The 26780-nt window shown below is 40.4% G+C and carries 27 protein-coding genes and 1 tRNA gene; 26 read left to right on the top strand and 2 right to left on the bottom strand.

The window, feature by feature from the left end; all coding sequences use genetic code 11:
* The first annotated feature begins 13 nt into the window (after window positions 1–13).
* The 12 genes from hisB (at window position 14) to IEO70_RS09245 (ending at window position 10319) form a co-directional block, all read left to right on the top strand.
* Window positions 14–601 carry an imidazoleglycerol-phosphate dehydratase HisB gene (hisB, locus tag IEO70_RS09300; protein ID WP_190998107.1) on the top strand — a complete coding sequence of 196 codons (588 nt, stop codon included), beginning with the start codon at window positions 14–16 and terminating at the stop codon, window positions 599–601.
* Window positions 602–1237 (top strand): imidazole glycerol phosphate synthase subunit HisH, encoded by a 636-nt coding sequence (gene hisH / locus IEO70_RS09295; RefSeq protein ID WP_190998106.1) that lies wholly within the window; start codon window positions 602–604, stop codon window positions 1235–1237.
* Window positions 1234–1983 carry a 1-(5-phosphoribosyl)-5-[(5-phosphoribosylamino)methylideneamino]imidazole-4-carboxamide isomerase gene (hisA, locus tag IEO70_RS09290; RefSeq protein WP_190998105.1) on the top strand — a complete coding sequence of 250 codons (750 nt, stop codon included), beginning with the start codon at window positions 1234–1236 and terminating at the stop codon, window positions 1981–1983. Before hisH ends, hisA begins: the two co-directional genes overlap by 4 nt.
* Complete coding sequence (gene hisF, locus IEO70_RS09285) at window positions 1980–2738, top strand: imidazole glycerol phosphate synthase subunit HisF (protein ID WP_190998104.1); 759 nt, start codon at window positions 1980–1982, stop codon at window positions 2736–2738. The genes hisA and hisF overlap by 4 nt, the downstream gene beginning before the upstream one ends.
* Window positions 2735–3367, top strand: coding sequence for a bifunctional phosphoribosyl-AMP cyclohydrolase/phosphoribosyl-ATP diphosphatase HisIE (gene hisIE / locus IEO70_RS09280; RefSeq protein ID WP_190998103.1), 633 nt, complete (start codon window positions 2735–2737; stop codon window positions 3365–3367). The genes hisF and hisIE overlap by 4 nt, the downstream gene beginning before the upstream one ends.
* A gap of 181 nt (window positions 3368–3548) precedes the next feature.
* Window positions 3549–5045, top strand: coding sequence for a tetratricopeptide repeat protein (locus IEO70_RS09275; RefSeq protein WP_190998102.1), 1497 nt, complete (start codon window positions 3549–3551; stop codon window positions 5043–5045).
* 105 nt (window positions 5046–5150) lie between these two features.
* Window positions 5151–6107, top strand: coding sequence for a thioredoxin-disulfide reductase (gene trxB, locus IEO70_RS09270; RefSeq protein WP_190998101.1), 957 nt, complete (start codon window positions 5151–5153; stop codon window positions 6105–6107).
* A 480-nt stretch (window positions 6108–6587) separates the two neighbouring features.
* A complete protein-coding gene (locus IEO70_RS09265) occupies window positions 6588–7046 on the top strand; it encodes an NUDIX hydrolase (RefSeq protein ID WP_190998100.1) in 459 nt (152 codons plus the stop codon).
* Window positions 7047–7140: 94 nt separating this feature from the next.
* On the top strand, window positions 7141–8034 hold the full coding sequence (rapZ, locus tag IEO70_RS09260; RefSeq protein ID WP_190998099.1) for an RNase adapter RapZ: 894 nt from the start codon (window positions 7141–7143) through the stop codon (window positions 8032–8034).
* Window positions 8027–9019: a gluconeogenesis factor YvcK family protein gene (locus IEO70_RS09255; RefSeq protein ID WP_190998098.1), complete on the top strand. Its 993-nt coding sequence runs from the start codon at window positions 8027–8029 to the stop codon at window positions 9017–9019. Before rapZ ends, IEO70_RS09255 begins: the two co-directional genes overlap by 8 nt.
* Window positions 9020–9092: 73 nt before the next feature.
* Window positions 9093–10037, top strand: a complete 945-nt coding sequence (gene whiA, locus IEO70_RS09250) for a DNA-binding protein WhiA (protein WP_190998097.1) — start codon at window positions 9093–9095, stop codon at window positions 10035–10037.
* A 21-nt stretch (window positions 10038–10058) separates the two neighbouring features.
* Window positions 10059–10319 carry an HPr family phosphocarrier protein gene (locus tag IEO70_RS09245; protein WP_190998096.1) on the top strand — a complete coding sequence of 87 codons (261 nt, stop codon included), beginning with the start codon at window positions 10059–10061 and terminating at the stop codon, window positions 10317–10319.
* A 354-nt stretch (window positions 10320–10673) separates the two neighbouring features.
* Here IEO70_RS09245 and clpP read toward each other — a convergent pair whose 3' ends face one another.
* Window positions 10674–11279, bottom strand: a complete 606-nt coding sequence (gene clpP, locus IEO70_RS09240) for an ATP-dependent Clp endopeptidase proteolytic subunit ClpP (protein ID WP_190998095.1) — start codon at window positions 11277–11279, stop codon at window positions 10674–10676.
* Window positions 11280–11960: 681 nt separating this feature from the next.
* On the opposite strand from clpP, the gene IEO70_RS09235 reads away from it, so the two are divergent.
* The 11 genes from IEO70_RS09235 (at window position 11961) to IEO70_RS09185 (ending at window position 22317) form a co-directional block, all read left to right on the top strand.
* A tRNA-Arg gene (locus tag IEO70_RS09235) sits at window positions 11961–12032 on the top strand.
* 248 nt (window positions 12033–12280) lie between these two features.
* Window positions 12281–13594: an RNA polymerase factor sigma-54 gene (gene rpoN, locus IEO70_RS09230; protein WP_190998094.1), complete on the top strand. Its 1314-nt coding sequence runs from the start codon at window positions 12281–12283 to the stop codon at window positions 13592–13594.
* Between the two features lie 23 nt (window positions 13595–13617).
* Complete coding sequence (locus IEO70_RS09225; protein ID WP_190998093.1) at window positions 13618–13863, top strand: glutaredoxin family protein; 246 nt, start codon at window positions 13618–13620, stop codon at window positions 13861–13863.
* Window positions 13864–14013: 150 nt separating this feature from the next.
* Entirely contained in the window at window positions 14014–15036 is a 1023-nt protein-coding gene (locus IEO70_RS09220; RefSeq protein WP_190998092.1) for a sugar-binding transcriptional regulator, read from the top strand.
* Between the two features lie 52 nt (window positions 15037–15088).
* Window positions 15089–16096, top strand: a complete 1008-nt coding sequence (gap, locus tag IEO70_RS09215; protein ID WP_190998091.1) for a type I glyceraldehyde-3-phosphate dehydrogenase — start codon at window positions 15089–15091, stop codon at window positions 16094–16096.
* 351 nt (window positions 16097–16447) lie between these two features.
* A complete protein-coding gene (locus IEO70_RS09210; RefSeq protein WP_190998090.1) occupies window positions 16448–17629 on the top strand; it encodes a phosphoglycerate kinase in 1182 nt (393 codons plus the stop codon).
* A gap of 216 nt (window positions 17630–17845) precedes the next feature.
* Entirely contained in the window at window positions 17846–18601 is a 756-nt protein-coding gene (tpiA, locus tag IEO70_RS09205) for a triose-phosphate isomerase (RefSeq protein WP_190998089.1), read from the top strand.
* Entirely contained in the window at window positions 18598–20133 is a 1536-nt protein-coding gene (gene gpmI / locus IEO70_RS09200; protein WP_190998088.1) for a 2,3-bisphosphoglycerate-independent phosphoglycerate mutase, read from the top strand. Before tpiA ends, gpmI begins: the two co-directional genes overlap by 4 nt.
* 35 nt (window positions 20134–20168) lie before the next feature.
* The gene (gene eno / locus IEO70_RS09195) at window positions 20169–21464 is read left to right on the top strand and encodes a phosphopyruvate hydratase (RefSeq protein ID WP_190998087.1); all 1296 of its coding nucleotides are present in this window, start codon (window positions 20169–20171) and stop codon (window positions 21462–21464) included.
* A gap of 198 nt (window positions 21465–21662) precedes the next feature.
* Window positions 21663–22031, top strand: coding sequence for a hypothetical protein (locus IEO70_RS09190; protein ID WP_190998086.1), 369 nt, complete (start codon window positions 21663–21665; stop codon window positions 22029–22031).
* Complete coding sequence (locus tag IEO70_RS09185) at window positions 22024–22317, top strand: hypothetical protein (protein ID WP_190998085.1); 294 nt, start codon at window positions 22024–22026, stop codon at window positions 22315–22317. The genes IEO70_RS09190 and IEO70_RS09185 overlap by 8 nt, the downstream gene beginning before the upstream one ends.
* A 157-nt stretch (window positions 22318–22474) precedes the next feature.
* On the opposite strand, the gene IEO70_RS09180 is transcribed toward IEO70_RS09185, so the two are convergent.
* A complete protein-coding gene (locus IEO70_RS09180) occupies window positions 22475–23617 on the bottom strand; it encodes a hypothetical protein (RefSeq protein ID WP_190998084.1) in 1143 nt (380 codons plus the stop codon).
* A gap of 308 nt (window positions 23618–23925) precedes the next feature.
* Here IEO70_RS09180 and IEO70_RS09175 point away from each other — a divergent pair, with 308 nt between their 5' ends.
* The 3 genes from IEO70_RS09175 to IEO70_RS09165 all read left to right on the top strand — a co-directional run.
* Window positions 23926–24096: a hypothetical protein gene (locus tag IEO70_RS09175; RefSeq protein WP_190998083.1), complete on the top strand. Its 171-nt coding sequence runs from the start codon at window positions 23926–23928 to the stop codon at window positions 24094–24096.
* Window positions 24097–24328: 232 nt separating this feature from the next.
* On the top strand, window positions 24329–25054 hold the full coding sequence (srtB, locus tag IEO70_RS09170; RefSeq protein ID WP_190998082.1) for a class B sortase: 726 nt from the start codon (window positions 24329–24331) through the stop codon (window positions 25052–25054).
* A 74-nt stretch (window positions 25055–25128) separates the two neighbouring features.
* On the top strand, window positions 25129–26780 hold a 1652-nt coding region (locus IEO70_RS09165), incomplete at its 3' end, for an MSCRAMM family protein (RefSeq protein WP_235973559.1).

Here is a 26780-nt window from a genome sequence, read left to right as displayed (position 1 = left end):
GGGAGTAAGTAAAATGAAGCGCGAAGGGAAAGTATACCGAAAAACGAATGAAACGGAAATCCAGCTGGCGTTTGAGCTCGACGGAGAAGGCAAATCAGCGCTGAAGACAGGAGTTCCGTTCATGGATCACATGCTTGATTTAGTGGCCAAGCACGGACAGTTCAATTTGGACATCGATGCGAACGGCGATATTGAAATCGATGATCATCATACGACAGAGGATATCGGTATTTGTCTTGGACAGGCGATTCTTCAGTCTCTTGGCGATAAAAAGGGAATTAAACGATACGGGAATGCATTTGTTCCGATGGATGATGCGTTAGCGCAGGTTGTCATTGACTTAAGTAATCGTCCTCACTTGGAATTCCGTGGAGAATGGCCGTCTCAAAAAGTAGGAACGTTCGATACAGAGCTTGTGCATGAATTTTTATGGAAGCTGGCTCTTGAAGCAAGGATGAACCTTCACGTCATCGTACATTACGGACGAAATACACATCATATTATTGAGGCTATTTTCAAAGCATTTGCCCGTGCGCTTGATGAGGCGACTTTAATAGATGACCGCGTAAAGGGTGTGCCGTCATCGAAAGGAATGTTGTAGATGATAGGGATAATCGATTATGGGATGGGCAATTTGTTCAGCGTCAGCAAGGCACTTGAAAGATTGGGTGCTTCCTATTTTATTAGCGATGACCTCGCAGAGCTTGCTAAAGCGGACGGCCTGATTTTGCCAGGTGTCGGATCTTTTAAGGATGCGATGATTCGTCTGAAGGAAATGAAACTTGATAGGTTTATTGAAGAGTATGTTGAAAATGGCGGTTTTCTGCTGGGCATTTGCTTAGGAATGCAGCTGTTATTCGATGAAAGCGAAGAGAATGGCTTCAGTGAGGGACTATCGTTGTTGCCTGGGAAGATTGGCCGATTCAGCGGCATAGCTGCAGACAATACAACATATAAAGTACCGCATATGGGCTGGAATAAGCTGCAATATTGCCGTGAGGCTGCGATTTTGGAAGGCTGCTATGAGGAGCATGTTTATTTCGTACATTCCTACTACTTGCAGACAGACAATCAAGAGGTAGTGATTGCGACAGCGAATTACTATGAATCTGTTCCGGCGATTGTCGGGAAAGGTCGTGTGTTCGGGATGCAATTTCATCCGGAGAAGAGCAGTCAGTTAGGCATGAAGCTTTTGAAAAACTATTTACAGCTTGTCGAAAAGAAGGTGGAGGCATGACAACATTTACAATCTATCCTGCGATCGATATGCGCGGCGGTAAATGTGTGAGGTTATATAAAGGCGATTACAATCAGGAAACAGTTTATGGAGACAGCCCGTTTGAAATGGCAAAAAGCTTCGCGGACCAAGGAGCAAAGTGGATACATATGGTCGATTTAGACGGAGCGAAGGCCGGTAAGCCGGTTAATCATGAGCATGTCATCAGAGTGGCAAAAGAGCTTGATGTAAATGTGCAAATCGGCGGCGGCATCCGTACAGAAGAAGATATCGTTTACTATATAGAAAATGGCGTCAATCGTGTCATTCTAGGCAGTATTGCTGTATCAGATGTAGAGTTCACAAAAAGCATGCTGCAAAAATACGGCGAGAAAATTGCCATCGGGCTTGATGCGAAAGATGGACTAGTGGCGACGCACGGCTGGCTGGAAACATCGAAAGTGACCGTGGTAGAGCTAGGTAAAAAGCTGGCGGAATACGGTGCTGAAGTATTTATTTTTACCGATATCGCAACAGACGGTACATTAGCCGGTCCGAATATTGAAGCAACACGACTGCTGGCCGAAGAAACAGGGAAAAGTGTCATTGCTTCCGGTGGCATCAGCTGCCTTGAAGATGTTGAGCAATTAGCTAAACTTCAATCAGCGGGCGTGTCGGGTTCGATTGTCGGAAAAGCAATCTACAGCAACCGTTTTACAGTAAGAGAAGCGCTTGATTGCGTGCAGGCTGGGGGAGAAACGCTATGATTACAAAAAGAATTATCCCATGTTTAGACGTAAAGGAAGGGCGCGTTGTAAAAGGTGTGCAATTCGTCAGTTTGCGCGATGCCGGCGATCCGGTTGAATTGGCTAAGTTTTATGATCAGGAAGGCGCAGATGAGCTTGTTTTCCTTGACATTTCAGCTTCGCATGAAGGACGGAAAACGATGGTTCAAGTCGTCCGGGACGTTGCTTCACAGCTCGCGATTCCATTTACGGTCGGCGGCGGAATTAATAGCCTGGAAGATATGAAACGAATCTTGCGTGCCGGAGCGGATAAAGTCTCTTTAAACACAGCGGCTGTTGAAAATCCGCAGCTGATTAATGAAGGTAGTGATTTTTTCGGTGCGCAATGCATCGTTGTGGCCATCGATGCAAAGTACGATGAAGCGCGCAAATCTTGGAATGTTTATACGCATGGCGGTCGTCGCGAAACGGAACGTGATGTGATTGAATGGGCGAAAGAAGCAGTATCAAGAGGAGCCGGCGAAATTCTGCTGACGAGCATGGATTGTGACGGTGAAAAGGCCGGCTTTGACTTGGCTTTGACGAGAGCGGTCAGTGAAGCTGTGACAGTGCCGGTAATTGCATCAGGCGGTGCCGGCAATGCCGGGCATTTCAAAGAAGCTTTCAAAGAAGGTAAAGCAGATGCAGCTCTTGCGGCATCGATTTTTCATTATAAAGAAACATCGGTTAAAGAGGTTAAGGGATATTTGCAACGAGAAGGAGTGATTGTACGATGAAGGATGTACAACTGAAGTTTGACAGTAACGGATTGATCCCGGCGATTGTTCAAGATGCGGCGTCGAAGCAAGTACTGACACTGGCTTACATGAATGAAGAATCTTTGAAAAAGACAATTGAAAGCGGCGAAACGTGGTTTTACAGCCGTTCGCGCCAGGAGTTATGGCATAAGGGAGAAACGAGCGGCAATACGCAAACAGTTCAATCAATTTCCTTTGATTGCGACCAAGATGCACTTGTCGTACAGGTTAATCCGAAAGGGCCTGCATGTCATAACGGCACATCTACTTGCTTTGCGGAAAAGTTATATGAAGCTGAAACGCCAGCGGCAAAAGCGGATGTTTCGTTTTTATATGAGCTTGAAAACATCATTGCTGAGCGTGAACAACAAAGACCAGAAGGGTCATACACAACGTATTTATTTGAAAAAGGCGTTGATAAAATATTGAAGAAAGTCGGTGAGGAATCAGCTGAAGTGATTATTGCAGCGAAAAATCGTGATCATGATGAGCTGCAATGGGAAAGCGCTGATTTAATCTTCCACTTGCTTGTGTTGCTGAAGGAACAAAACTTGCCGTTCTCAGATGTTTTGGTTGCTCTTAAACAGCGCCATGAAGCGAAAAAATAACTTCTTACTTAATTGTGAGCTTAAAGAAAAAATCTAAAAAAAGCCAAACTGTGCAAAAATTGTACAGTTTGGCTTTTTGACTTTGCGTGTATAAAGGTTTTAGACTAGAGCTCTGCAGTTCTTTTCCATATGCGAATATGGTATAATATTGTAGTTAACCAACTTTTTATTGGAGGATTACATGAGTAAAAACTCTAAATACGAACAACAGGCTAAGATTTTTGCTTTTCATCCAACAGGTGAATATTATTTCTCAAAAGGATTAAAGGCTTATCATAGACGTGATTTATATAAAGCGAAGAAATACTTGGAACGAGCAATGGAATTAGAACCGTTGGAACCGATCATCGCATGCCAGCTGGCGATTGTTTGTACGGACATCGGCGAATACGGCTATTCCAATACAATATTAGAAAATATTATAACCGATTTGGACCCATTTATGAGTGAATGCCATTACTTCTTGGCTAATAACTTTGCTCATCTTGGAATGATCAAGGATGCTTACTTGCATGCTAATAAATATTTGAAGCTGGACAATAAAGGTGAATTTACGGATGATGCCGAGGATTTATTGGATTTGCTGACTATGGAGAGCATGGAAAGCGGCGAAGATCTCGAAGAATATGATTCAACGGCTACAGAACGTGAAGAGGCAAGGTCTCTATTAGAAGCAGGCAATTTCCCAAAAGCTATTGCCGCATTGCAGAAAATGATTGATGATCAACCGGAATCATGGTTTGCATACAATAATTTGGCGCTTGCATATTTCTATTCAGGAAATAAAGAAGAAGCGTTTCGCACAGTAGAGGAAGTACTCGAGAAGAACCCTGGAAATCTGCACGGTCTTTGCAATTTAGTCGTTTTCCATCATTATGAAAAAAATATGGATCGGGTAGTTGAAATTGTGTCTGCTTTAATGAAAGTGCGCCCAATCAATTTCGATCAGCAATATAAGCTGGGGGCGACTTTTGCCTTAATCGGGCGCTTTGATTTAGCTTATATGTGGCTGAAGCATTTGCAGAAGAATGGATTTGCCGGCGATGACACATTTTATTACTGGGTTTCAACTTGTGCATACCATTTAGGCTACGAACAAAGCGCCCATAAGGCGTGGAAGAAAGTAATCGAATTGAATCCTGATAAAGCAGGATTAGAGCCTTGGGGTGAAATTGTATCCGGAATTAATGGATTTGAGCACCAAGTGCCCGTTGTGGTGAAGAAACTAGAGAGTGACTTAACTGAGGAAAGACTTTTCGGCCTATTTCTTTATAAACATTGCTTCCATAAGGACAATACAGCTTTAATTGAAGCAATCAAGAGCAATGATCGCTTCACAGAAATGGAAAAAGCGTATTTATCATTCATTGAGAGCAATGGCTCTGTTAACAACGATACGTATTTTTTAGATATAGTTGCAGAAATGCTGTATACACGTTACAATCCGATCACATTAGTGGAGGCAGGCTTATATTTCATATGGTTCTCTGTTTGGGAAGAAGGAAAAAAAGCGCAAATGGCATTTTCAAATCCTTCTGCATGGGCCGCGGCTGTTGTGTATACATGGAGAAAAATGCGAAACGAGCAGTTGAGTCAAAAAGAAGCAGCACAAATGTTTGATGTATCTGTATCGACTATCCAAAAATATGTAAAAAAAGTGAATGGCCTGCTTCATTGAGCATTTTCTTGGACTGCCTACTTTTGGTTATATAGGATAAAAGGTAGGAAATACTAACGTAAACCACTACGATAAGGTATAACGTTTAATGAGGGAGTGACATAAATGACGGAAGAAAAAATTTATGATGTTGTCATTATCGGTGCCGGACCGGCGGGAATGACAGCTGCTGTTTATACATCACGTGCCAATCTATCTACAGTGATGCTAGAAAGAGGCGTGCCGGGCGGACAAATGGCGAATACAGAGGAAGTAGAAAACTATCCCGGATTCGATCATATTTTAGGGCCTGAATTATCGACAAAAATGTTTGACCATGCTAAAAAATTCGGGGCAGAGTATGCTTACGGAGATGTGAAAGAAATCATTGATCATAAGTCATACAAAGAAATCAACTGTGGATCGAAGTCTTTCAAAGCAAGAGCTGTCATTATCGCAGCTGGAGCTCAATATAAGAAAATCGGCGTTCCAGGCGAGAAAGAGCTTGGTGGCCGTGGCGTTTCTTACTGTGCAGTATGTGATGGCGCATTCTTCAAGAATAAAGAGCTGATTGTTGTCGGCGGTGGAGACTCTGCGGTTGAAGAAGGTGTTTATCTAACTCGTTTCGCTTCAAAAGTGACAATCGTTCATAGAAGAGATGAGCTTAGAGCGCAAAAAATTCTTCAAGACCGCGCATTTGCTAACGAAAAAATTGATTTCATCTGGAACCATACAGTGAAGCAAATTAACGAAAGCAATGGTAAAGTAGGAAGCGTAACGCTTGTATCAACAGTTACTGGCGAAGAGCAAGAAGTGAAAACAGATGGTGTTTTCGTTTACATCGGCATGGAGCCTTTAACAAAACCATTTGCTTCCCTTGGAATTACAAACGAAAACGGTTATATCGTTACAAATGAGCGTATGGAGACAAAAGTGGACGGCATTTTCGCAGCGGGTGATATTCGTGAAAAAACACTTCGTCAAATCGTTACAGCGACTGGCGATGGAAGCATCGCTGCTCAAAATGCGCAACACTATGTAGAAGAACTGATCGAAGCGGAAAAACAAAAAATCAATTCTTAATACTGCTGTAACAACAATGCAATCAAACTGGGTTACAATAAAGAAACAAAATAACCCCCTTTTAAATAAAAGTTGAGGATGTCATGGAATGAAGGCGTATATACGTCTTTGCGATGACACCCTCTTTTTTTGTGTCCGGTTGCTGGTATACATGGTGTTAATAATTGGATAATGAGTTAAAAAATTTTACGAGTCCTAAAAAACCTTAATGGATAAGCAAAACATGAAGGAATGACACACACGGTTCTTTCAGAAATACATTAATAATAGTATAATGTAGTGAATACGACATCTGAAAAATGTCATTTTTTTCATATTGTTTATTTTGAAGATAAAAACAGCCATACAATGGCTGAACGTAAAAGAAGAACTTCTGCTGCTTGGTCAGTCAGGATCATTTTTATAGATATAGATTAGAAAGCAACGGCTCTCCTGTTTTATAAAGGAGAAGTGTTTTTTCGGATTATTGAGGTGATTATTGTGCAGAGGGTTACGAATTGTGTCTTGGTAAATGAAGGCCGAATCTTGCTTTTGCAGAAGCCGAGAAGAGGCTGGTGGGTTGCCCCCGGCGGTAAGATGGAGCCTGGAGAATCAGTTAAAGAAGCCTGTGTAAGAGAATTTAGAGAAGAAACGGGTATTTATGTGAAAAATCCTAAAATAAAAGGCATTTTTACTTTTATTATAAAGGATGGAGATCAAGTTCAATCGGAGTGGATGATGTTTACATTTGTTGCTGATGAATTTGATGGGCAAAACCTGAAAGAAAGCGAAGAAGGCATCATCGACTGGGTTTCGGCTGATGATATTTCAGAGTTGCCAATGGCTGAAGGCGACTATCATATTTTAGATTATATGATTCATGGAAGCGGACTTATATACGGCACATTTACATACACACCGGACTTTAAACTTCTATCGTATCGTCTCGATCCGAATTAATTTATTTTAATATGATGACTAAGAGTCCGGGAGGCGAAATTCGGCTCAAAGGACTGTGTGTATGATAGGTCGAAAGAAGAAAGGGTGATTTGTAATGACTGAGATAAATAAAGACACCGATCTTGTGATCATTACCGGTATGTCAGGTGCCGGGAAAACAGTGGCTGTGCAAAGTTTTGAGGACTTAGGCTACTTTTGCGTCGATAATCTTCCTCCGACATTGCTGCCAAAATTTTTGGAGCTGATGAAGGAATCCGGCAATAAAATGAATAAGGTTGCTCTAGTAATGGACTTGAGAGGAAGAGAGTTTTTTGATCATTTATTCCAGGCTCTTGATAATTTGCTGGAAGAAAACTGGATGAAACCTCAAATCCTTTTTCTTGATGCAGATGATGAAGTACTTGTGCGCCGCTATAAAGAAACAAGAAGAACGCATCCCCTCGCTCCACTCGGCTTGCCTTTAGATGGCATTAAGCAAGAAAGAAAACTGTTGGATGGTTTAAAAGGAAGAGCACAAACCATTTATAACACATCCAATATGAAGCCAAGGGAATTAAGAGAGAAAATTTTAAAGCAATTTGCAACGGACAGCCGTCCCGAATTCACAGTGAATATTATGTCATTCGGATTTAAGCACGGGCTTCCGATTGATGCTGATACAGTATTCGATGTCCGATTCTTGCCGAATCCGTATTACATTGAGGATATGCGCCCTAAAACAGGCCTTCAAGAAGAGGTATCAAGCTATGTATTGAAATGGAATGAAACAAGTAAATTCCTTGAGAAAGTGATTGATTTGCTGACTTTTGTACTTCCTCATTATAAGAGGGAAGGCAAGGCGCAGTTTGTCATCGCGATTGGCTGTACGGGCGGTCAGCATCGTTCCGTAACGATTGCTGAGTACTTGGCTCAACATTTTAAGGGGCAATACCATACAACTGTTTCACACCGAGATATTAATTTAAGGAAGGAACAAATTCATGGTTAAATATATTCAGCAACCTCAACAGCCTAAAATCGTCATTATCGGCGGAGGTACAGGTCTTCCTGTACTTTTGCGGGGCTTGAAGCAGTATCCTGTCGATATTACGGCTATTGTAACGGTTGCAGATGACGGCGGCAGCTCCGGAAGGTTGCGTGATGACTTTCATATTCCGCCTCCGGGTGATGTCCGAAACGTTCTGGCAGCTCTTTCAGATGTTGAGCCGCTCGTCGAGAAAATGTTCCAGCACCGGTTTGTGCAATCGGAACTGTCTGGACATTCTCTCGGTAATTTGATTTTGGCGGCGATGACCTCGATTACTGGTGATTTTGTGCATGCCATTCAAGAAATGAGCAAGGTTTTAAATGTCCGAGGTAAGGTTTTACCTGCAGCCAATCAAAGCGTTGTATTGCACGCCGAGCTTGAGGACGGTTCTTATATTTCGGGTGAGTCCAAGATTCCTTATTCCGGCAAAAAGATTAAGCGGGTCTTTTTGACCCCATCTGAGGTGAAGCCGCTTTCAGAAACAATCACGGCTATTCGCCAGGCTGATTTAATCGTTGTCGGGCCAGGGAGCTTATACACGAGTATCTTGCCAAATCTTTTAGTACCGAGAATCGGCTACGAGGTATGCAACGCAAAAGCAAGAAAGGTTTACGTATGCAACTTGATGACGCAAGCGGGAGAAACACTGAACTACTCAGCAAGTGATCATGTGAAAACCATCTATGATCATATCGGATGTGCTTGCATTGACACTATCCTTGTCAACAATGAGGAAGTTCCTCCGCAAATCCAATTGAGGTATAAAGAGGAGCTGGCACAGCCTGTCCATTTTGATGTGGCGAAGTTATTGGAACTTGGAATGGAAGTTGTGCAAGAACAAATTTTAACGTATGAACAAGAATATATCCGCCATGACACGAAGAAAGTGGCGAATATACTGTACAAAATGTTGGTAAATGAAACAAAATCCATGTTTGGATCGTAAATAAAAGTGCGTAGCTGATAAGGCCTGTCATTTCCTTATCAGCGCAATGCGTGCAATAATAGGAGGTGAGAGAGTGTCTTTTGCTTCAGAAACGAAAAAGGAGCTAACGACTCTTGAATTGAAGCCTTGTTGTTCCAAGGTAGAGTTATCAGCATTAATTAGGATGAACGGTTCTCTCTCATTCTCTAACAGAAAGCTCGTCATAGATGTTCAAACGGAAAATGCGGCTATTGCGAGAAGAATCTACACCCTTCTCAAGAAAAATTACGAAGTGAATGTAGAATTGCTCGTCCGGAAAAAAATGAAGCTGAAAAAGAATAATATTTACATCGTACGGTTTGCGGAAAAAGCTCAGGAAATTTTAATGGATCTCCAAATTCTTGGAGAGGGCTTTACGATTAACCATTCGATTTCAAAGGAGTTTGTTTCGAAAAAATGCTGCAAGCGCTCCTACTTGCGCGGTGCTTTTTTAGCTGGGGGATCTGTTAATAATCCCGAAACTTCAGCCTACCATTTGGAAATTTATTCTTTGTACAAAGAGCATAATGATGCATTATGTGAACTGATGAACGGATTTGAGCTTCGTGCAAAAACACTGGAGCGAAAAAAGGGCTTCATCACTTATTTGAAGGAAGCAGATAAAATTTCTGAATTCCTGAGAATCGTCGGCGCTCATACAGCCATTTTCCGGTTCGAGGATGTGCGAATTGTCCGCGACATGCGCAATTCTGTAAACAGGCTCGTAAACTGTGAAACTGCAAACTTGAACAAAACAATTGGCGCTTCACTGAGACAGGTTGAGAACATTCAATTTATAGATCAAACAATCGGTCTGGACATATTGCCGGACAAGCTGCGAGAAATCGCTGAACTGCGGGTAGCATATCAAGATGTTACCTTAAAGGAATTAGGTGAGATGGTTTCCGGGGGGAAAGTCAGTAAATCAGGAATCAATCATCGCCTTCGCAAAATCGACGAAATCGCTAATAAGTTAAGAGCAGGGGAAAATATCAAGTAAACGAGAGAGGGAGAAATGATCATGGTTGAAAAACAAGTGGAAGTGAATTTAAAATCAGGATTGCAAGCCAGACCGGCCGCGATATTTGTACAAGAAGCTAATACTTTCAACAGTGATGTTTTCATCGAAAAGGATGGCAGGAAAGTAAATGCCAAAAGCATCATGGGCATCATGAGTCTTGCCGTAAGCACAGGGACAATCATTACAATCAGTGCAGAAGGAAAAGACGAAGAAAAAGCAGTTGCCTATTTAACGGAGTTTGTGCAAAAAGAATCGCTGTAATCCATAATGTTTGCTTTAAAACCGGCCTACTTGATAGTCCGGTTTTACTTTTTGTTTAGAGAGCAGTGCATAATGATTTTCAGGAAGCGGCTTGGACAGATTATTTGCAAGTTTGGACTGATTACCAGGCGATTTTGGACCGATTAATTAAAGTTCCGATTGAATTTTTTAAGATTTGGACTGATTAATTTTAAATTCGGACAAATTAAAGTGAAATGTGGATCGATTGACTGTATTGGGGGGATTGATTCCGATAATTACAGGGATAACATCAAGAGATGCATCCGATTATCTTCATTTCCAACTAAATATATGAATAAAAAACCGCCTCAATCAATGAGACGGCTCTGATTATTATTTATTTTTTTTATCTTCTAAAGCGTTGCGAGTGATAACTTGGTCGATTAAACCATATTCTTTCGCTTTTTCAGCTGACATGAAGTTATCACGGTCTGTATCTTTTTCTAATACTTCAAGTGGTTGACCTGTGCGTTCTGCCAAGATGCGGTTTAATTTATCGCGCATTTCAAGAATACGACGAGCAGCGATTTCAATTTCAGTCGCTTGACCTTGAGCGCCGCCAAGTGGTTGGTGAATCATTACTTCACTGTTTGGAAGAGCAAAACGTTTGCCTTTTTCACCTGCTGCAAGAAGGAATGCGCCCATAGATGCAGCCATACCAATACAGATTGTTGAAACTTTTGGTTTTATGTATTGCATTGTATCATAGATGGCCATACCGGCTGTAATGCTTCCGCCAGGGCTGTTAATGTAAATTGTAATATCCTTTTCAGGGTTTTCAGCTTCTAAGAACAGCAATTGCGCCACAATGGAATTGGCAACATTGTCATCAATTGCACTGCCAAGCATGATAATGCGGTCTTTTAGAAGACGAGAGTAAATATCATATGCTCTCTCCCCACGATTTGTTTGTTCGATTACTGTAGGAATTAAATTCATGTATGTCATCCTCCTCAAATTTACTTGTACTACTTAGAATAATATCTGTAATACCATGATACACTTTTTGGTCAATTTAGGTCAAACAAAAGGCAAATGTATTTTCCTCTTTTATTCGACATTTTTCAGAGCAAGGGCTGTTAATTTTTATGAGTCCTTTAACATCTTATCCAAACCCAATTCCTTTAAACCTTTTTAACGGAGAATGCTTCTGCAAAAACGTGGATAAACAACCACGAGTAAAAATGAAAAAGAATCGGCGTCCAGCTTCAGCACTCAGCACTTAATGCTCTTCCGCAACCTCCCTACGATAAGTCAACATCGAATCACTGACGTTCTTCGTGTTTCCTATATTCGGCGGCCTCCAGTTCATACGTTGCTAAACGGGGCACTTCCGCTTTTGTTCTTGTCTAACCTTACGCCTGTCATGCTAGGTCCTAAGCTAATCCACCCGAGAAACCAAAAGTGGGTTTCTCGTGCGTTTTATCTTAGTCCTGACGCATGACTCCTTCTTTGAATGGTAGAGAAATAAGTTTGGAGTTATACAATAATATTCATCAATTATCTATTGATTCAAAAAGTAAAGAAGGACCGGCGACAGTTTTTCCAGTTGCAAAGTTTCTGAATGTACAATATAATTAACAGCGGACTAACATATGTTTTAGGTCCAGTTTGTTGTTTGCCCTCGTAGTTTAATGGATAGAACATAAGATTCCGGTTCTTACGATGGGGGTTCGATTCCCTCCGAGGGCGTTCATTGAAAAAGAGAATTACAGAAAAACGGTGTGGCCAGATGGTCACACCGTTTTTTTATGCCCATCGCTAGTAACTGAATCTTAGTTTCTGATATAAGGCATTGGTGTTGTATCACTGCCTTCTTCCTGTTCTGAAGACATGGGAAAGAGATTTTGTATTTTTTCCGACATGAAAAAACATTATTTGCAGTGCATAAGCAGTAATATAGTAAGTAACAAACAGAGTTTGAAAAGAGGGGGTGCTTTATGAACTTAAAGCCAGATTTATTTCAGCAGCAAACAATGAAGCTGGCGATGACACAGGACTTGAGTCAGGCAATAGCTCTGCTTCAATATTCATCTCAAGATTTAGCCGCTTTTTTAGAGGAAAAGGCTTCTGAAAACCCTTTGATTTCTCTTGAATTCAACAGCTATGTAAAAGGTCGCCAAAGACCGAAAAAAAACAACGTGAATTATACGGGATCAAAAGATTGGCTCGAGCAAATCGGGGAGCAAAAAGATTCTTTGGAGGACTACTTGTTTTCCCAAGTAAACGTAAATGCTATTAATGCGAATGAGAGAAAAATTTTAAAAACATTAATAAGAAATCTTGATGGGAACGGCTACTTGCGGATTACAGTTCAGGATTTAGCGGAGCAATGCAAGAAGCCGGAGAAACAAATTGAAGAGGTATTGCATAAATTACAACAGCTTGATCCTGCAGGAGTGGCTGCCAGAGATTTGCGGGAATGCCTATTGCTGCAGATTAAACGGCTGAATTGCCCGGCGTATACGTTAGAGGTCATACGAGATTTCTTTATGCCTTTTGCAGATAAGAAATGGAAGGATATCAGCAAGAAACTTGATATTACATTAAACGACATACAGTGTATATCTGATTTCGTTCAAACATTGCAGCCGCGTCCATGTGCAGGCTTTTCCGCTGAAACACCTGCCTATATTGTTCCGGATGTTGTCGTGGAGCTGCTGAAGAATCAGTTGATTGTCAGGATGCCGGAAGATAACTTAGCGAAGCTGAAATTAAACAACCAGTACTATGAGGAATTAAAAGTCCATAGAGATAAGCAGGTGAAACAGTTTTTGCAGGAAAAGCACCAGGAATATCAGTGGATTTTACGGGGCATTCAGCAGAGACGTGAAACAATATTTAAAGTTATGTCGATTATTGCCGAAAAACAAAGTGAGTGCATGCGAAAAGGTTTTAACTTTTTAAGGCCGATGACGATGAGGGAAGTGGCTGATGAACTGGATGTTCATGAATCGACAGTGAGCCGGACAGTTAGAGATAAATATGTGCAGACCCCGTTTGGAACGGTTGAGTTGAGAAGTTTTTTTACATCCGGTCTCCAATCTTTAAATAATGAGGATGTATCAGCTATGGAGGCGAAGAGCGCTATCCGGTCTATTATCAAAGAAGAGGATAAGAAAAAGCCTTTATCCGACCAGGAAATTGTCGATCTATTGAAGAACAGCAAGAGCATCGTTTTATCGAGGAGAACCGTAGCAAAATATCGGGAGCAATTGAAAATTCCTTCATCTTCAAAAAGAAGACGATTTTAACATTACAGGAAAAGGAGAACGAAATGAAGCAACAGTTGACGTTATACTCAAAGCAAAATTGTCATCTTTGTGAAGTTGCAAAGGAAGAATTAGAGAAAGTAAAAAAGCAAATCGGCTGTTCATATGAAGAAATCGATATTTATGAAAATGACGAATTGCTTGAGTTGTATGGGTTAATGATACCTGTGGTACAATACAATGGAGAAATCATTCAGTATGGGCAAATTACCCATCATGCTATTACTAGTTTTCTGAATAATGGAACATAATTTTAGGGGCAAATGCATATTGAAAAATGAAATAACCCTTGTTAAAATAAGTTTTGAAGCCAGGGCGATATTTTTTTGGGTACGATGGGACATAATATGTCTAACATGGACAAAAAGTGTCCAACCATATATGAAAGGAAGAAAAGCTTCATGAAAAATCTTCTTGCAATCCAAAAAAAATTATTGCCGGATTTGATAGAAGTTATGCAGAAAAGGTATCAAATCCTTCGTTACATAAATTTTATGCAGCCTGTCGGAAGAAGGAGCTTAGCTTTGAGCTTGGACATGACTGAACGTGTAGTACGAAGTGAAGTGGAGTTCTTGAGGGCGCAAAACTTAATCGAAACGCATACGAGCGGCATGACGATGACTGAACAAGGTTATCACTTGCTGGAAAAGCTTGAAAGCGTGATGCGTGAAATGTCTGGAATCGATTCACTTGAGAAACAATTACAAGATGAACTTTGTGTGAAAGAAGTAATTGTAGTGCCAGGGAATAGCGACTTATCTCCTTGGGTGAAAAGTGAACTTGGAAAAGCTGGAGCAAAGCGAATGAAAAAGTTGCTTACTGGAGACAATATTATCGCTGTCACCGGTGGAACAACGATGGCAATGCTTGCTGATATGCTCAATCCGGTTCCAAACAGCAAGGATTTGCTGTTTGTCCCAGCAAGGGGCGGTCTTGATGAAGATGTGCAAAATCAGGCAAACACAATCGCTGCCAAAATGGCCGATAAAATGAACAGCTCTTACAGAATGCTGTACATTCCGGATCAAATCAGCGATGAATCGTACTTGACCATCATGAATGAACCTTCCATTAAGGAAGTTATTTCTCTCATTAAACAATCGGATATCGTCATTCACGGTATCGGTGACGCCGCAAGAATGGCTGAACGAAGAAATACTTCAAATGCTGACATGAAAAAAATAAAAGATGGGAAAGCTGTAGGAGAGGCTTTTGGATTTTACTTTAATGAGCATGGCGAAATTGTTCATAAAGTGCAAACGGTGGGAATCCAGCTCGAAAACCTTGGAGATGTTAAGGATATTATCGCAATCGCTGGCGGAACATCGAAAGCCAAAGCTATACGCGCTTACATGAAGAGTGCACCCGACAACACTATTCTCATCACAGATGAAGCAGCAGCAACAACGTTATTAAAGGGCTAGTCCCTTTTATATAAAAAATATGCAGTTCCTAATTAAAAGGAGGAAACTTCAAATGGCAGTAAAAGTAGGTATTAATGGATTTGGACGTATCGGACGTAACGTATTCCGTGCGGCTCTTAACAACCCAAACGTAGAAATCGTTGCAATCAACGACTTAACAGATGCTAAAATGTTAGCGCATCTTTTACAATACGATTCAGTTCACGGAACTCTTAGCGAGAAAGTAACTGTTGACGGCGACAGCATCGTAGTTGCTGGTCAAAAAATCAAAGTAGTTGCAGAACGTGACCCAGCTCAAATTCCTTGGGCAGAACTTGGTGCAGAAGTAGTAGTTGAATCTACTGGACGCTTCACTAAACGCGCTGACGCTGCTAAACACTTAGAAGGCGGAGCTAAAAAAGTTATCATCTCTGCTCCAGCTTCTGACGAAGATATCACAATCGTTATGGGTGTAAACAACGATCAATACGATCCAGCTAAACACCAAGTTATCTCTAACGCTTCTTGTACTACAAACTGCTTAGCGCCATTCGCTAAAGTTCTTAACGAAAAATTCGGTATCAAACGCGGTATGATGACAACTGTTCACTCATACACAAATGACCAACAAATCTTAGACTTACCACACAGCGACTACCGTCGTGCTCGTGCGGCTGCTGAAAGCATCATCCCAACTACAACTGGTGCTGCTAAAGCTGTTGCTCTAGTATTACCTGAACTAAAAGGTAAATTAAACGGTATGGCTATGCGTGTTCCAACTCCAAACGTGTCTGTAGTAGACTTAGTTGCTGAGTTAGAAAAAGACGTAACAGCTGAAGAAGTAAACGCTGAGCTAAAAGCTGCTGCTGAAGGTGAATTAAAAGGAATTCTTGAGTACAGCGAGCTTCCATTAGTTTCTCGCGACTACAACGGAAACACTCACTCTTCTTCAATCGATGCATTATCTACAATGGTAATGGAAGGTAACATGGTTAAAGTTCTTTCTTGGTACGATAACGAAACTGGTTACTCTAACCGTGTAGTAGACCTAGTTGACTTCATCGCTTCTAAAGGTCTTTAATCCTCATTCCGTATGTTTCATTAAATAACATAACAAACCAATAGTAGAACATATTGGATAAAATGTGTTATTCTGATTATAATAGAGGTGAGAAAAAGGGGAGAGGGTTATAGGCCCCCTCCCCCTTTTCTTGTGATGTAAGAAAGTGAAGGAAATTCATCTTTGTTCTTACGCATACCCTTCTTGGAGGGAGAGCAAAACATTCTTTCATTTCTTATCATAAGAAGACTCCATTAGCTTTTTCTCCTTTCTTAAATAATTGCGGTTATTTTATGAACAGATGGAAAATATAAGTACATATTCTGTACGCTGTTATTCATTCTTTTTAGTTTTAGAAGGAGGTCTTTCGATATGAACAAGAAAAGTATTAAAGATATCGATGTTAAAGGTAAACGCGTATTTTGCCGTGTAGACTTTAACGTACCTATGCAAAACGGTGTGATTACTGACGACACTCGTGTTCGCGCTGCACTTCCAACAATCCAATACTTAATGGATCAAGGTGCAAAAGTAATCTTAGCAAGCCACATGGGCCGTCCAAAAGGTCAAGTTGTGGAAGAGCTTCGCTTAACTCCAGTTGCGAAAAAACTTAGCGAGCTTCTTGGAAAAGAAGTAGCAAAAGCTGACGAAGCATATGGAGAAGCTGTAGAAGCACAAATCGCTAAAATGAACGACGGCGATGTATTATTGCTTGAAAACGTTCGTTTCTACCCAGGCGAAGAGAAAAACGATCCAGAATTAGCGAAAGCATTCGCTAACCTTGCGGACATTTTCGTTAACGATGCATTCGGTGCTGCTCACCGTGCGCACGCTTCAACTGAAGGTATCGCTAAATACATCCCAGCTGTTTCTGGTTTCTTAATGCAGAAAGAATTAGATGTATTAGGCAAAGCAATGTCTAACCCAGACCGTCCTTTCACTGCTATCATCGGTGGTGCTAAAGTTAAGGATAAAATCGGCGTTATCGAGAACCTTCTTGATAAAGTGGACAACCTAATCATCGGCGGTGGCTTAGCTTACACTTTCATCAAAGCAAAAGGCTATGAAATCGGTACTTCTTTATTAGAAGAAGACAAAATTGATCTAGCTAAATCTTTCATGAAACAAGCTGAAGAAAAAGGCGTGAAATTCTACATGCCAATCGATGCTGTTATCGCTCCAGAATTCGGCGAAAACGTTGAATCTAAAGTGGTAGATATCGATGCTATCCCGGCTGATTGGATGTCTCTTGATATTGGACCTAAAACAGCTGCATTATATGCAGATGTAATCAAAAACTCTAAACTTGTTATCTGGAACGGACCAATGGGCGTATTCGAATTCGATAAATTCGCTAACGGTACAAAATCAGTTGCACAAGCACTAGCTGATTCAGATGCATACAGCGTAGTTGGTGGAGGAGATTCTGCAGCAGCTGCTGAGAAATTCCACTTAGCTGACAAAATGTCACATATCTCAACTGGCGGCGGAGCTTCACTTGAATTTATCGAAGGTAAAGAGCTTCCGGGCGTAGTTGCTTTAAACGACAAATAATATTTGTTAAAAGCTCTTTAAGAAAGGTTATGACACATACTAGATAAGGGCCCTGCTACTATGTGACGTGATTTTTCATAAATGCTGCTTTCATACAATAATTTGCTTAAACTTGATGCCTTTGCTTAGAGACGAAACGATAGAAGGGGACGCCTTTCTGTTTGTGATGTCCTATACGCAATTGCTCGCGGCTTTTTTAAGAAAGGAAGGTATTCAATGCGTAAACCGATCATCGCTGGAAACTGGAAAATGAATAAAACACTTTCTGAAGCATTAAGCTTTGTGGAAGAAGTAAAAAACGCAGTTCCTTCTAATGATGCAGTAGATTCAGTAGTCTGCTCTCCAGCATTATTTTTAGGACAATTAGTAGAAGCGACTAAAGGAACTAACCTTGCTGTAGGCGCTCAAAACATGCACTTCGAAGAAAATGGTGCTTTTACTGGCGAAATCAGCCCAGTTGCACTTGCTGACCTTGGAGTACAATACGTAGTTCTTGGACATTCTGAACGTCGTGAAATGTTCAACGAAACTGACGAAACAGTAAACAAAAAGACTTTAGCTGCTTTTAAACACGGTTTAACACCAATCGTTTGCTGCGGTGAAACTCTTGAAGAACGCGAAAGCGGAAAAACAAACGAGCTTGTTGGCGCTCAAATCGAAAAAGCGCTAGCTGGTTTAACAGCTGAACAAGCAAAAGCTACTGTTATTGCTTATGAGCCAATCTGGGCAATCGGTACTGGCAAATCTTCAACAGCTTCTGATGCTAACGAAGTATGTGCTCACATCCGTTCAGTAGTAGCTTCTCAATTCTCAACTGATGTTGCAGAAGCAATCCGTATCCAATATGGCGGAAGCGTAAAACCAGAAAACATTAAAGAATACATGGCTCAACCAGACATCGATGGTGCTCTAGTTGGCGGAGCTGCTCTTGATCCAAAATCTTTCCTTCAATTATTGGAGGCAGGCAAATGAGCAAGGCACCTGTAGCATTAATTATTCTTGATGGTTTTGCATTACGTGATGAAACTAAAGGTAACGCGGTAGCGCATGCGAAAAAACCGAACTTCGACCGTTACTGGAATCAATACCCTCATGCAACTTTACGTGCTGATGGTGAATTCGTTGGTCTTCCGGAAGGCCAAATGGGTAACTCTGAAGTAGGTCACATGAACATTGGTGCTGGCCGTATCGTTTACCAAAGCTTAACTCGCGTGAACGTGGCAATTCGTGAAGGTGAATTCGACAAAAATGAAACTTTCTTGAATGCTATGGATCATGTGAAAAAGAATGGAACAAATCTTCATTTGTTTGGTCTATTATCAGACGGTGGCGTACATAGCCATATTGAACATATGTATGCTCTTCTTAAGCTTGCTGCTAAAGAAGGCGTAAAAAATGTTTACGTACACGGCTTCCTTGATGGTCGTGACGTTGGTCCACAAACTGCTGAGAAATATATCAAAGCGACTGAAGAAGTAATAAAAGAAACAGGCGTTGGCGAATTTGCAACGATTTCCGGCCGCTACTACAGTATGGACCGCGACAATCGTTGGGAGCGTGTAGAAAAGTGCTACCGTGCAATGGTTTACGGTGAAGGCCCTACTTACACAAATCCAATCGACTGCGTAGAAGATAACTACAATAATGGTGTCTTCGATGAGTTCGTTCTTCCTTCTGTTATGACAAAAGAAGACGGATCTCCGGTTGCAACAATTCAGGACAATGATGCAGTTATTTTCTATAACTTCCGCCCTGACCGTGCAATCCAAATCTCAAACGTATTCACAAACGAAGACTTCCGTGGCTTCGACCGTGGCGAAAAAGCACCGAAGAACTTACACTTCGTATGCTTCACACACTTCTCTGAAACAGTTAAAGGCTATGTAGCATTCAAACCTACAAACCTTGATAACACTTTAGGTGAAGTGCTGTCACAAAACAACTTAAAACAACTTCGTATCGCTGAAACAGAGAAATACCCTCACGTAACGTTCTTCATGAGCGGCGGCCGTGAAGCGGAATTCCCTGGCGAAGAGCGTATCCTGATTGCATCTCCAAAAGTTGCAACTTACGATCTGAAACCAGAAATGAGCGCTCCTGAAGTGACAGAAGCATTATTGAAAGAGATTGAAGCAGACAAGTTCGACGCAATCATCTTGAACTATGCGAACCCAGATATGGTAGGTCACTCTGGTATGCTTGAACCAACTGTAAAAGCAATCGAAACAGTGGACGAAGGTCTTGGTAAAGTAGTAGATGCAATCATCGCTAAAGGTGGTTATGCAATTATTACAGCTGACCATGGTAACTCTGATGAAGTTATTACATTAGAAGGCAAACCAATGACTGCCCACACAACTAACCCAGTTCCTGTCATCGTAACGAAAGAGGGAGTAACTCTTCGTGGAGATGGTAAACTGGCTGACCTAGCACCAACAATGCTTGATTTATTAAATGTAGAAAAACCAGTCGAAATGACAGGCGCTACATTAATTAACAAATAATCAAATTCAAACAGAAAAAAAGGAGAGTTTTTAATATGCCATTTATTCAATTCGTATACGGCCGTGAAGTTCTAGATTCACGCGGTAACCCAACAGTAGAAGTAGAAGTAATGACTGAGTCTGGTTTCTTCGGACGCGCTTTAGTACCATCAGGTGCTTCAACAGGTGAATACGAAGCAGTTGAGCTTCGTGACGGCGACAAATCTCGCTACCTTGGTAAAGGTGTTCAAAAAGCTGTTGACAACGTAAACAACATCATTGCTGAAGCTATCATCGGTATGGACGTTACTGACCAAGTTGGTATCGACCGCACTATGATCGAATTAGACGGAACAGACAACAAAGGTAAACTAGGTGCTAACGCAATCCTTGGTGTATCTATGGCTGTTGCTCACGCTGCTGCTGATTCTGTAGGTTTACCATTATACCGTTACCTTGGCGGATTCAACGCTAAACAACTTCCAACTCCAATGATGAACATCATCAACGGTGGTTCTCACGCTGACAACAACGTTGACTTCCAAGAGTTCATGATCTTACCAGTTGGAGCTCCAACTTTCAAAGAAGCTATCCGTATGGGTGCTGAAGTATTCCACGCTCTTAAAGCAGTACTTCACTCTAAAGGTCTTAACACAGCTGTAGGTGACGAAGGTGGATTCGCTCCAAACCTTGGTTCTAACCGTGAAGCTGTAGAAGTAATCATGGAAGCTATCACTAAAGCTGGATACACTCCTGGTAAAGATGTATTCTTAGGTATGGACGTTGCTTCTTCTGAGTTCTTCAACAAAGAAACTGGCAAATACGATCTAGCTGGCGAAGGACGCACTGGTTTAACTTCTGAAGAGCTTGTAAGCTTCTACGAAGAATTAGTAAACGAATTCCCAATCATCTCTATCGAAGATGGTCTTGACGAAAACGACTGGGAAGGTCACAAATTATTAACTGAGCGCATCGGCGACAAAGTTCAATTAGTTGGTGACGATTTATTCGTAACAAACACTAAAAAATTAGCTGAAGGTATCGAAAAAGGTATCTCTAACTCAATCCTAATCAAAGTTAACCAAATCGGTACTTTAACTGAAACTTTCGAAGCAATCGAAATGGCTAAACGCGCTGGCTACACTGCAGTTGTATCTCACCGTTCTGGTGAAACAGAAGATGCTACAATCGCTGACATCGCTGTTGCAACTAACGCTGGTCAAATCAAAACTGGTTCTATGTCTCGTACAGACCGTATCGCTAAATACAACCAACTTCTTCGCATCGAAGACGAGCTTGGCGATTTAGCAGTATACGATGGTTTAAAATCTTTCTACAACATCAAACGCTAATTAGTGGTTGATGGAGTGGGCTTGATTGAGCCATCAATATAATATAGGAAACCTCCAATTCGCAGGTGCTGATCACACTTGCGGGTTGGAGGTTTTTTTGTATGCTCAATAAAGTTTATTAGAGGAAAGATTATAACAGAAGGAAGTTTGAAACTAGTAGGATAGTGGGTAGAGCGATAAGGGGAGCGTGATTTACTTATGCCTAAAGACGGAGATAGCTTTGTAAGTGATGGTCAATTATGGAGATATAGTACTGATACAGGGGAATGGGAGTTAGAACATGACGTTATAGATGATATTGCATATTACTTTGAGCATAAGGAAGAAATTAAGAAAGAAAAGGAAGCTCGAAAGAAAGCGGAAGAAGCCGAAAAGAAAAAACGTGCATTAGAGGAACGGATAAGACGTGAAGCTGAATTGAAAGTAAAAACGGAAAACAAAAAGAAAGGTGCAATACATAAAGCTGTAAGAGATGCCAAAAAGAAACACGATGCAGAAATGAAAGCAAAGGCGATTGAGAAAGTGAAAGCAGAGATTAAACGAGCTAAGAAAGTGAAGCGTGGATAAAGCAGATGATGTATATCAACTTTCTTACAAATTTAATGAACAAGCTCAACCGGCTAACCCTGAAATTGGCGACACTTACACAGCTGTGGAAATCCATGATGCTCATTATAATTACACTGGTTCCGGAACTACCATTAACAAAGCACCAGGTCAAAATCTTGATTTGACTAATGGTGCATCATTCACACCTAATGTAAATGAAAATAATGAGTATGATTTATTTGCACACTTTAGCATTACAGTGACTACTTATGAATATCAATTAGTACCTGTAGTTGCTGAATAATACGGTGCCAATTAGTGTTTTGTAAGTAACCTATTTCTAAAAGCCTCTTTTCTGTTTATGCGAGTAATCCGTAAGCGGAAGCGGGGCTTTAAACGTTGAAAAGAAAACAGACGCTAAATGCTAGCGTCTGTTTTTTTTGCACACTTACTAGAAATGCTTAATGTTGATAGTATTCCACTTCGAAATGAGCAAAGATATTAAATTGTCCGTCCGCATCTTCAAAAGCTTTATCAAATTGTTGATTAGCTTCTTTACCTGGGCTAGCAGATTTAAATAATCCATCGCTAATTGCCAAATGTTCGTTTGTTACTTCAATTTCATACTCATATCCGTCGATTGTGACTGTGTCATACATGTCATAGTGGACGGTATATGTTCCGTTACCGTTGTCTGTGACAGTATACGTACCGATGACAGTTTCACCGTTTTTAGGGTTGCCCGCTACGATTTTAAATGTATTTTCAGTTCCGTTGTATGGGTTGTACATGAACCATGTACCTTTTTTCATGATATTTGTTCCTAGTCCAGTGGCACTATCTCCGCTCAATTCTGGAGCATTAGGAGCATAGACTTTGATGGCATCAAGATCGAAACCATCTGTACTTTGGTCATAGGTAGCCGCTTGACGTTCAGTGCCTAATCGATAAGTTTCAGTTGTAATATCAATCAGTTTGACACCTTTTGCATAGACAATTTCATCAGGCAAATTGATGTCAGCAGTGGTGATATTACTATCAACACTAGTATTAATCTTATTAGCAAAGTCTTCTGCTGTGAAATAGTCTGAGCCGAGTTTTGTATTAAGCTGATCTGCGATACTATCTGGAGGCAGATTTTTAATCAAATCTGATCCCACTTTGTTCCAAGCAATTCCGACATAATAGTCTCCGTCATATTGAACTTTATTTCCGTTAGCATCCTTAATGACTGCTCCTGTCAAATATACTTTTACAGCTTCAGGATGCCAAGTACCCCATGTTACTTCAGCAAGTTGAATGTCATAATGACCGTCAACATTGTAGAAATCTTGTGCAAATGTATAGGTCGTATAATCATGTGATGCGACTGCATAAAAGGCATTTTCATTACCAATCTGTGTCGTGTCAAATTCACCAAGGGCATTTGCCGGATTTAAACGAACTTCATTGGTTGTTAAAACATTAACGGGATTGCCGGCTGTAAAATCTTTAGCGTACATTTCAGTGCAATTGTCTACAGATACAGCTCCTACTAGCGGCGCTGCTAATGATTGTAAAAGTAAAGCAGAGGCCGCTGTTACATATACTTTTTTGCCTAACATTTTTCTCTCTCCTTTTTGTGTACAATGCGCATTTGTACTATCTATTCTCTACCCACATACATAATACAAAAAACACATTTTATTCAAATGTGAAAAAAGTTTGAAAATTATTTGGATGTTTTGTGTTGTCACCGTTATAGGCAATTACCATAAGATAAACAGATGATTAAATGTGTGATTTACTTCATCCTTATTTCCTACTAAATCCTCTCTTCTCACACCTCTGAGAAAAGGTTTTTTTGCTTAGCAATACGGGTAGAAAAAATATATTAAAGTGTTGGCAAGCAATTGATAGAGAGGTGTTCAGAATGGAGGGATATTTACAGTTCGGATTTTTTGTTAGCTTTGTCATAACAGTCATTATGCTCAATGCTGCAGCCATCTGTTTTATCATTGGCAACATGAGGTGGAAGCGGGTGCTGCAATGGTCGCTCGTTCCGATTGCGTTAGTTTGTATATGCGTCATTGCTTATCCGTAAGAAATAAAAGACTCTCGAGGGAATCCTTGAGAGTCTTTTTGACTGTCTAATGGTTTGTGTAAAAATATTTGATTGATATTGCTTATTTTTTCACAATAATGAATTTAGTGAAGATTTTGTGGGTTAATTTTAATAATAAACTAAATATTCCGGTATTTGTTTGTTTTATGAAATTTATATTATTAGAATGAAGTTATACAAGAAAACTATTTTTATATAGAGATGAAAAAGGATGAAAAAATATATTCGATATTTTGTATTTGTGGTTTTGCTGTTTGTTTTTATTGGTTCGGGGATTTTATTATTTAGCAATTTCAAGGATAGTTTTCAAAATCACCAGCTAGAGGAGCAGTTCAATCAGGAAAAACAAGAGTTGATAGAAAATCAGAATGATTTCTCAGAATTATTGATAACTAATGATGAAACAATCGGGTGGATATCGATAGATGGAACATCCATTGATTATCCGATTGTCCAAACGAGCGATAACAGTTATTACTTAACGCATGATTTTAATCATTCAGATTCTAAGCAGGGAAGCATTTTTATGGATTATCGCAATAACTCAGAATTTGGTGACATTCATACCATTTTGTACGGTCATAACATGAAAAACGGCACCATGTTCCATGCCTTGAATGATTATAGTAACCAGGTTTTCTTTGAAGAACATCCTTTTATTGAAACGTTTAGTCCGGATGGTTATAGAAAATGGAGTATATTCTCCACCTATAACACAGATACGGACTTTAATTATCTGCAAATTAAATTTGCAACAATTAGTAGCTATGAGGACTTTCTAAATACTATTTTGTCAAAATCTGATTTTCATAATCAAGAAATCCAAGTAATTAAAGATGATCATATATTAACGCTTTCAACGTGCAGCGATGATTATGAGAACGGCAGAAGAGTGGTTCATGCAAAATTAATTGAAGAGGTGATAAATAATGAATAAATTGACAGTCGGGGGTATCCCCCCATGATTTATGCCGCAACATAGGTCAATAAAAAACTGAAGGAGGAGTGGCGATGAAAAGAGGCAGTCAGAAGACAGGCTTAAGAAGTGATCTGAACTATAAGCAGAGACACCATCTCGTAAAGATGATGTCGATTATTACGCTTCTGTGTTTAATGGTGCAGACATTTCTTAGTCCCATCTCTCAGTATGTTAACGCTCAAGGAACTGTGCTTGGATTAAGTTTGAGTGCAGCATCTGTCAATGAATCAGAAGTATTTGTTGCAACGTTGACAGATAAGAGCGATGAATCAAGTGGTCCGTATAGTTTTACAGTACCAGAAGGTTTGACGATTTCAGGTGTTTTGGAAGGACAAGGAAATATAGAGGAAATCAGTAATGATAATCAAACACTACAATTCAATTGGGCTGAGAATGGCAGTAAAGTAGTGAAGGTCCAAGTGCAAGCTCAAAAAGCCGGTAATTACCAACCGACATTTACTTCTTCTGATTCATCTACAACAGCAACTGTTACTGTTCTTGCGCCTGAAACAGAATTAGTAGTAGACGGACAAGAAACAGTTGAAACAGAAGCAACAACAGAAGAAAGCAGTGATGATGAGGAGGGTGACTCGGGAAGTATTCAAGAAGAGGAAACAGCATCTTCTGAAGATGACTTAGCGATTGTTGAAGAAGAGGAAGCAGCATCTTCCGAGGGTGGAGAAGGCATAACACCTTATGCTACTGAAAGATTGTATCATTTAGACGTACTTTATAAAGTAAACTTCAAATATATTCTAGAAGAAGACGGGGTTCAAACAGAGCTTCCTGTCAAAAATGTTTCGTTTACGAATTTTAAAGTTACAGCCGATGGTAATTCGGTTACAATGACAGGTCCATCGAAAGACCCTAACAGGAATGACCAAGAGTATACAAGTAGAGATAGACGGATGAATTTAACGGAAGATTCAAACATTGTAGTAACAGGAACGCTTAATTATACTGTTACGCTTGCTGATGGTGATCAGTCCTTTTCACAGCCATTCACTTATACATGGGATCATAAAAATTATTGTGGAGGCAAGGGTACAAGCAAAGGGATTGATGTTGAGATTTCTACTGAAGAGATGCAAGAAATTGTTAACAAAGGTTCAGTGGAAATTACCAAAAATGCAAGTGCTACTGATGGTACAAAGCTTGATGGCACATTCACCTTTAAATTAAAAAATAGCAAAAATGACCAGGTAGGAGAAACCATCTCTATTACTACAACTAATGGTACAGGGAGTGTTACTGTAGACAAACTTGACCCAGGCACATATACAGTAGAGGAAGTATCTTATACTGATGCTATTAGCGGGTATGTGTGGGATAGTGTCACCTCTAAACCTAGTAATGGGCAGGTTACTGTCACTAAAGGTGGAACTGCAAGCATTATATTTAATAATAGCTATAAGGAACCATTAGGATCATTGACTGTTGAGAAAACCGATTCAGTGAGTAAAGAGGCACTCGAAGGAGCTACCTTCAAATTAGTAGGTAAGGACTTCGAACAAACATTAACAACTGATAAAGACGGTAACTTAGTATTCACAGGATTAGCATATGGAGAGTACAAGTTGACTGAAATAAAAGCTCCAGAAGGCTATGTGAAAGATGACACTGTTTGGACCATCACAATTGGTGCAGGAGAACAACGTCATGTGACGCAACCAGTTGCGAATAC

Source organism: Peribacillus faecalis (assembly GCF_014712675.1).
GTDB lineage: Bacteria > Bacillota > Bacilli > Bacillales > DSM-1321 > Bacillus_AD > Bacillus_AD faecalis.
This window is presented reverse-complemented; position numbering and strand designations above follow the sequence as displayed.

Excerpts from the sequence above, each read along its gene's own strand:
- srtB (WP_190998082.1), top strand. The coding sequence starts at position 24,329 with ATGAAAAAATATATTCGATATTTTGTATTTGTGGTTTTGCTGTTTGTT.
- IEO70_RS09245 (WP_190998096.1), top strand. The coding sequence starts at position 10,059 with ATGGTTGAAAAACAAGTGGAAGTGAATTTAAAATCAGGATTGCAAGCC.
- IEO70_RS09255 (WP_190998098.1), top strand. The coding sequence starts at position 8,027 with ATGGTTAAATATATTCAGCAACCTCAACAGCCTAAAATCGTCATTATC.
- IEO70_RS09225 (WP_190998093.1), top strand. The coding sequence starts at position 13,618 with ATGAAGCAACAGTTGACGTTATACTCAAAGCAAAATTGTCATCTTTGT.
- IEO70_RS09220 (WP_190998092.1), top strand. The coding sequence starts at position 14,014 with ATGAAAAATCTTCTTGCAATCCAAAAAAAATTATTGCCGGATTTGATA.
- IEO70_RS09175 (WP_190998083.1), top strand. The coding sequence starts at position 23,926 with ATGGAGGGATATTTACAGTTCGGATTTTTTGTTAGCTTTGTCATAACA.
- trxB (WP_190998101.1), top strand. The coding sequence starts at position 5,151 with ATGACGGAAGAAAAAATTTATGATGTTGTCATTATCGGTGCCGGACCG.
- rapZ (WP_190998099.1), top strand. The coding sequence starts at position 7,141 with ATGACTGAGATAAATAAAGACACCGATCTTGTGATCATTACCGGTATG.
- hisA (WP_190998105.1), top strand. The coding sequence starts at position 1,234 with ATGACAACATTTACAATCTATCCTGCGATCGATATGCGCGGCGGTAAA.
- gpmI (WP_190998088.1), top strand. The coding sequence starts at position 18,598 with ATGAGCAAGGCACCTGTAGCATTAATTATTCTTGATGGTTTTGCATTA.
- hisB (WP_190998107.1), top strand. The coding sequence starts at position 14 with ATGAAGCGCGAAGGGAAAGTATACCGAAAAACGAATGAAACGGAAATC.
- hisIE (WP_190998103.1), top strand. The coding sequence starts at position 2,735 with ATGAAGGATGTACAACTGAAGTTTGACAGTAACGGATTGATCCCGGCG.
- rpoN (WP_190998094.1), top strand. The coding sequence starts at position 12,281 with ATGAACTTAAAGCCAGATTTATTTCAGCAGCAAACAATGAAGCTGGCG.
- tpiA (WP_190998089.1), top strand. The coding sequence starts at position 17,846 with ATGCGTAAACCGATCATCGCTGGAAACTGGAAAATGAATAAAACACTT.
- IEO70_RS09275 (WP_190998102.1), top strand. The coding sequence starts at position 3,549 with ATGAGTAAAAACTCTAAATACGAACAACAGGCTAAGATTTTTGCTTTT.
- IEO70_RS09180 (WP_190998084.1), bottom strand. The coding sequence starts at position 23,617 with ATGTTAGGCAAAAAAGTATATGTAACAGCGGCCTCTGCTTTACTTTTA.
- eno (WP_190998087.1), top strand. The coding sequence starts at position 20,169 with ATGCCATTTATTCAATTCGTATACGGCCGTGAAGTTCTAGATTCACGC.
- hisH (WP_190998106.1), top strand. The coding sequence starts at position 602 with ATGATAGGGATAATCGATTATGGGATGGGCAATTTGTTCAGCGTCAGC.
- IEO70_RS09210 (WP_190998090.1), top strand. The coding sequence starts at position 16,448 with ATGAACAAGAAAAGTATTAAAGATATCGATGTTAAAGGTAAACGCGTA.
- hisF (WP_190998104.1), top strand. The coding sequence starts at position 1,980 with ATGATTACAAAAAGAATTATCCCATGTTTAGACGTAAAGGAAGGGCGC.
- gap (WP_190998091.1), top strand. The coding sequence starts at position 15,089 with ATGGCAGTAAAAGTAGGTATTAATGGATTTGGACGTATCGGACGTAAC.
- clpP (WP_190998095.1), bottom strand. The coding sequence starts at position 11,279 with ATGAATTTAATTCCTACAGTAATCGAACAAACAAATCGTGGGGAGAGA.
- IEO70_RS09190 (WP_190998086.1), top strand. The coding sequence starts at position 21,663 with ATGCCTAAAGACGGAGATAGCTTTGTAAGTGATGGTCAATTATGGAGA.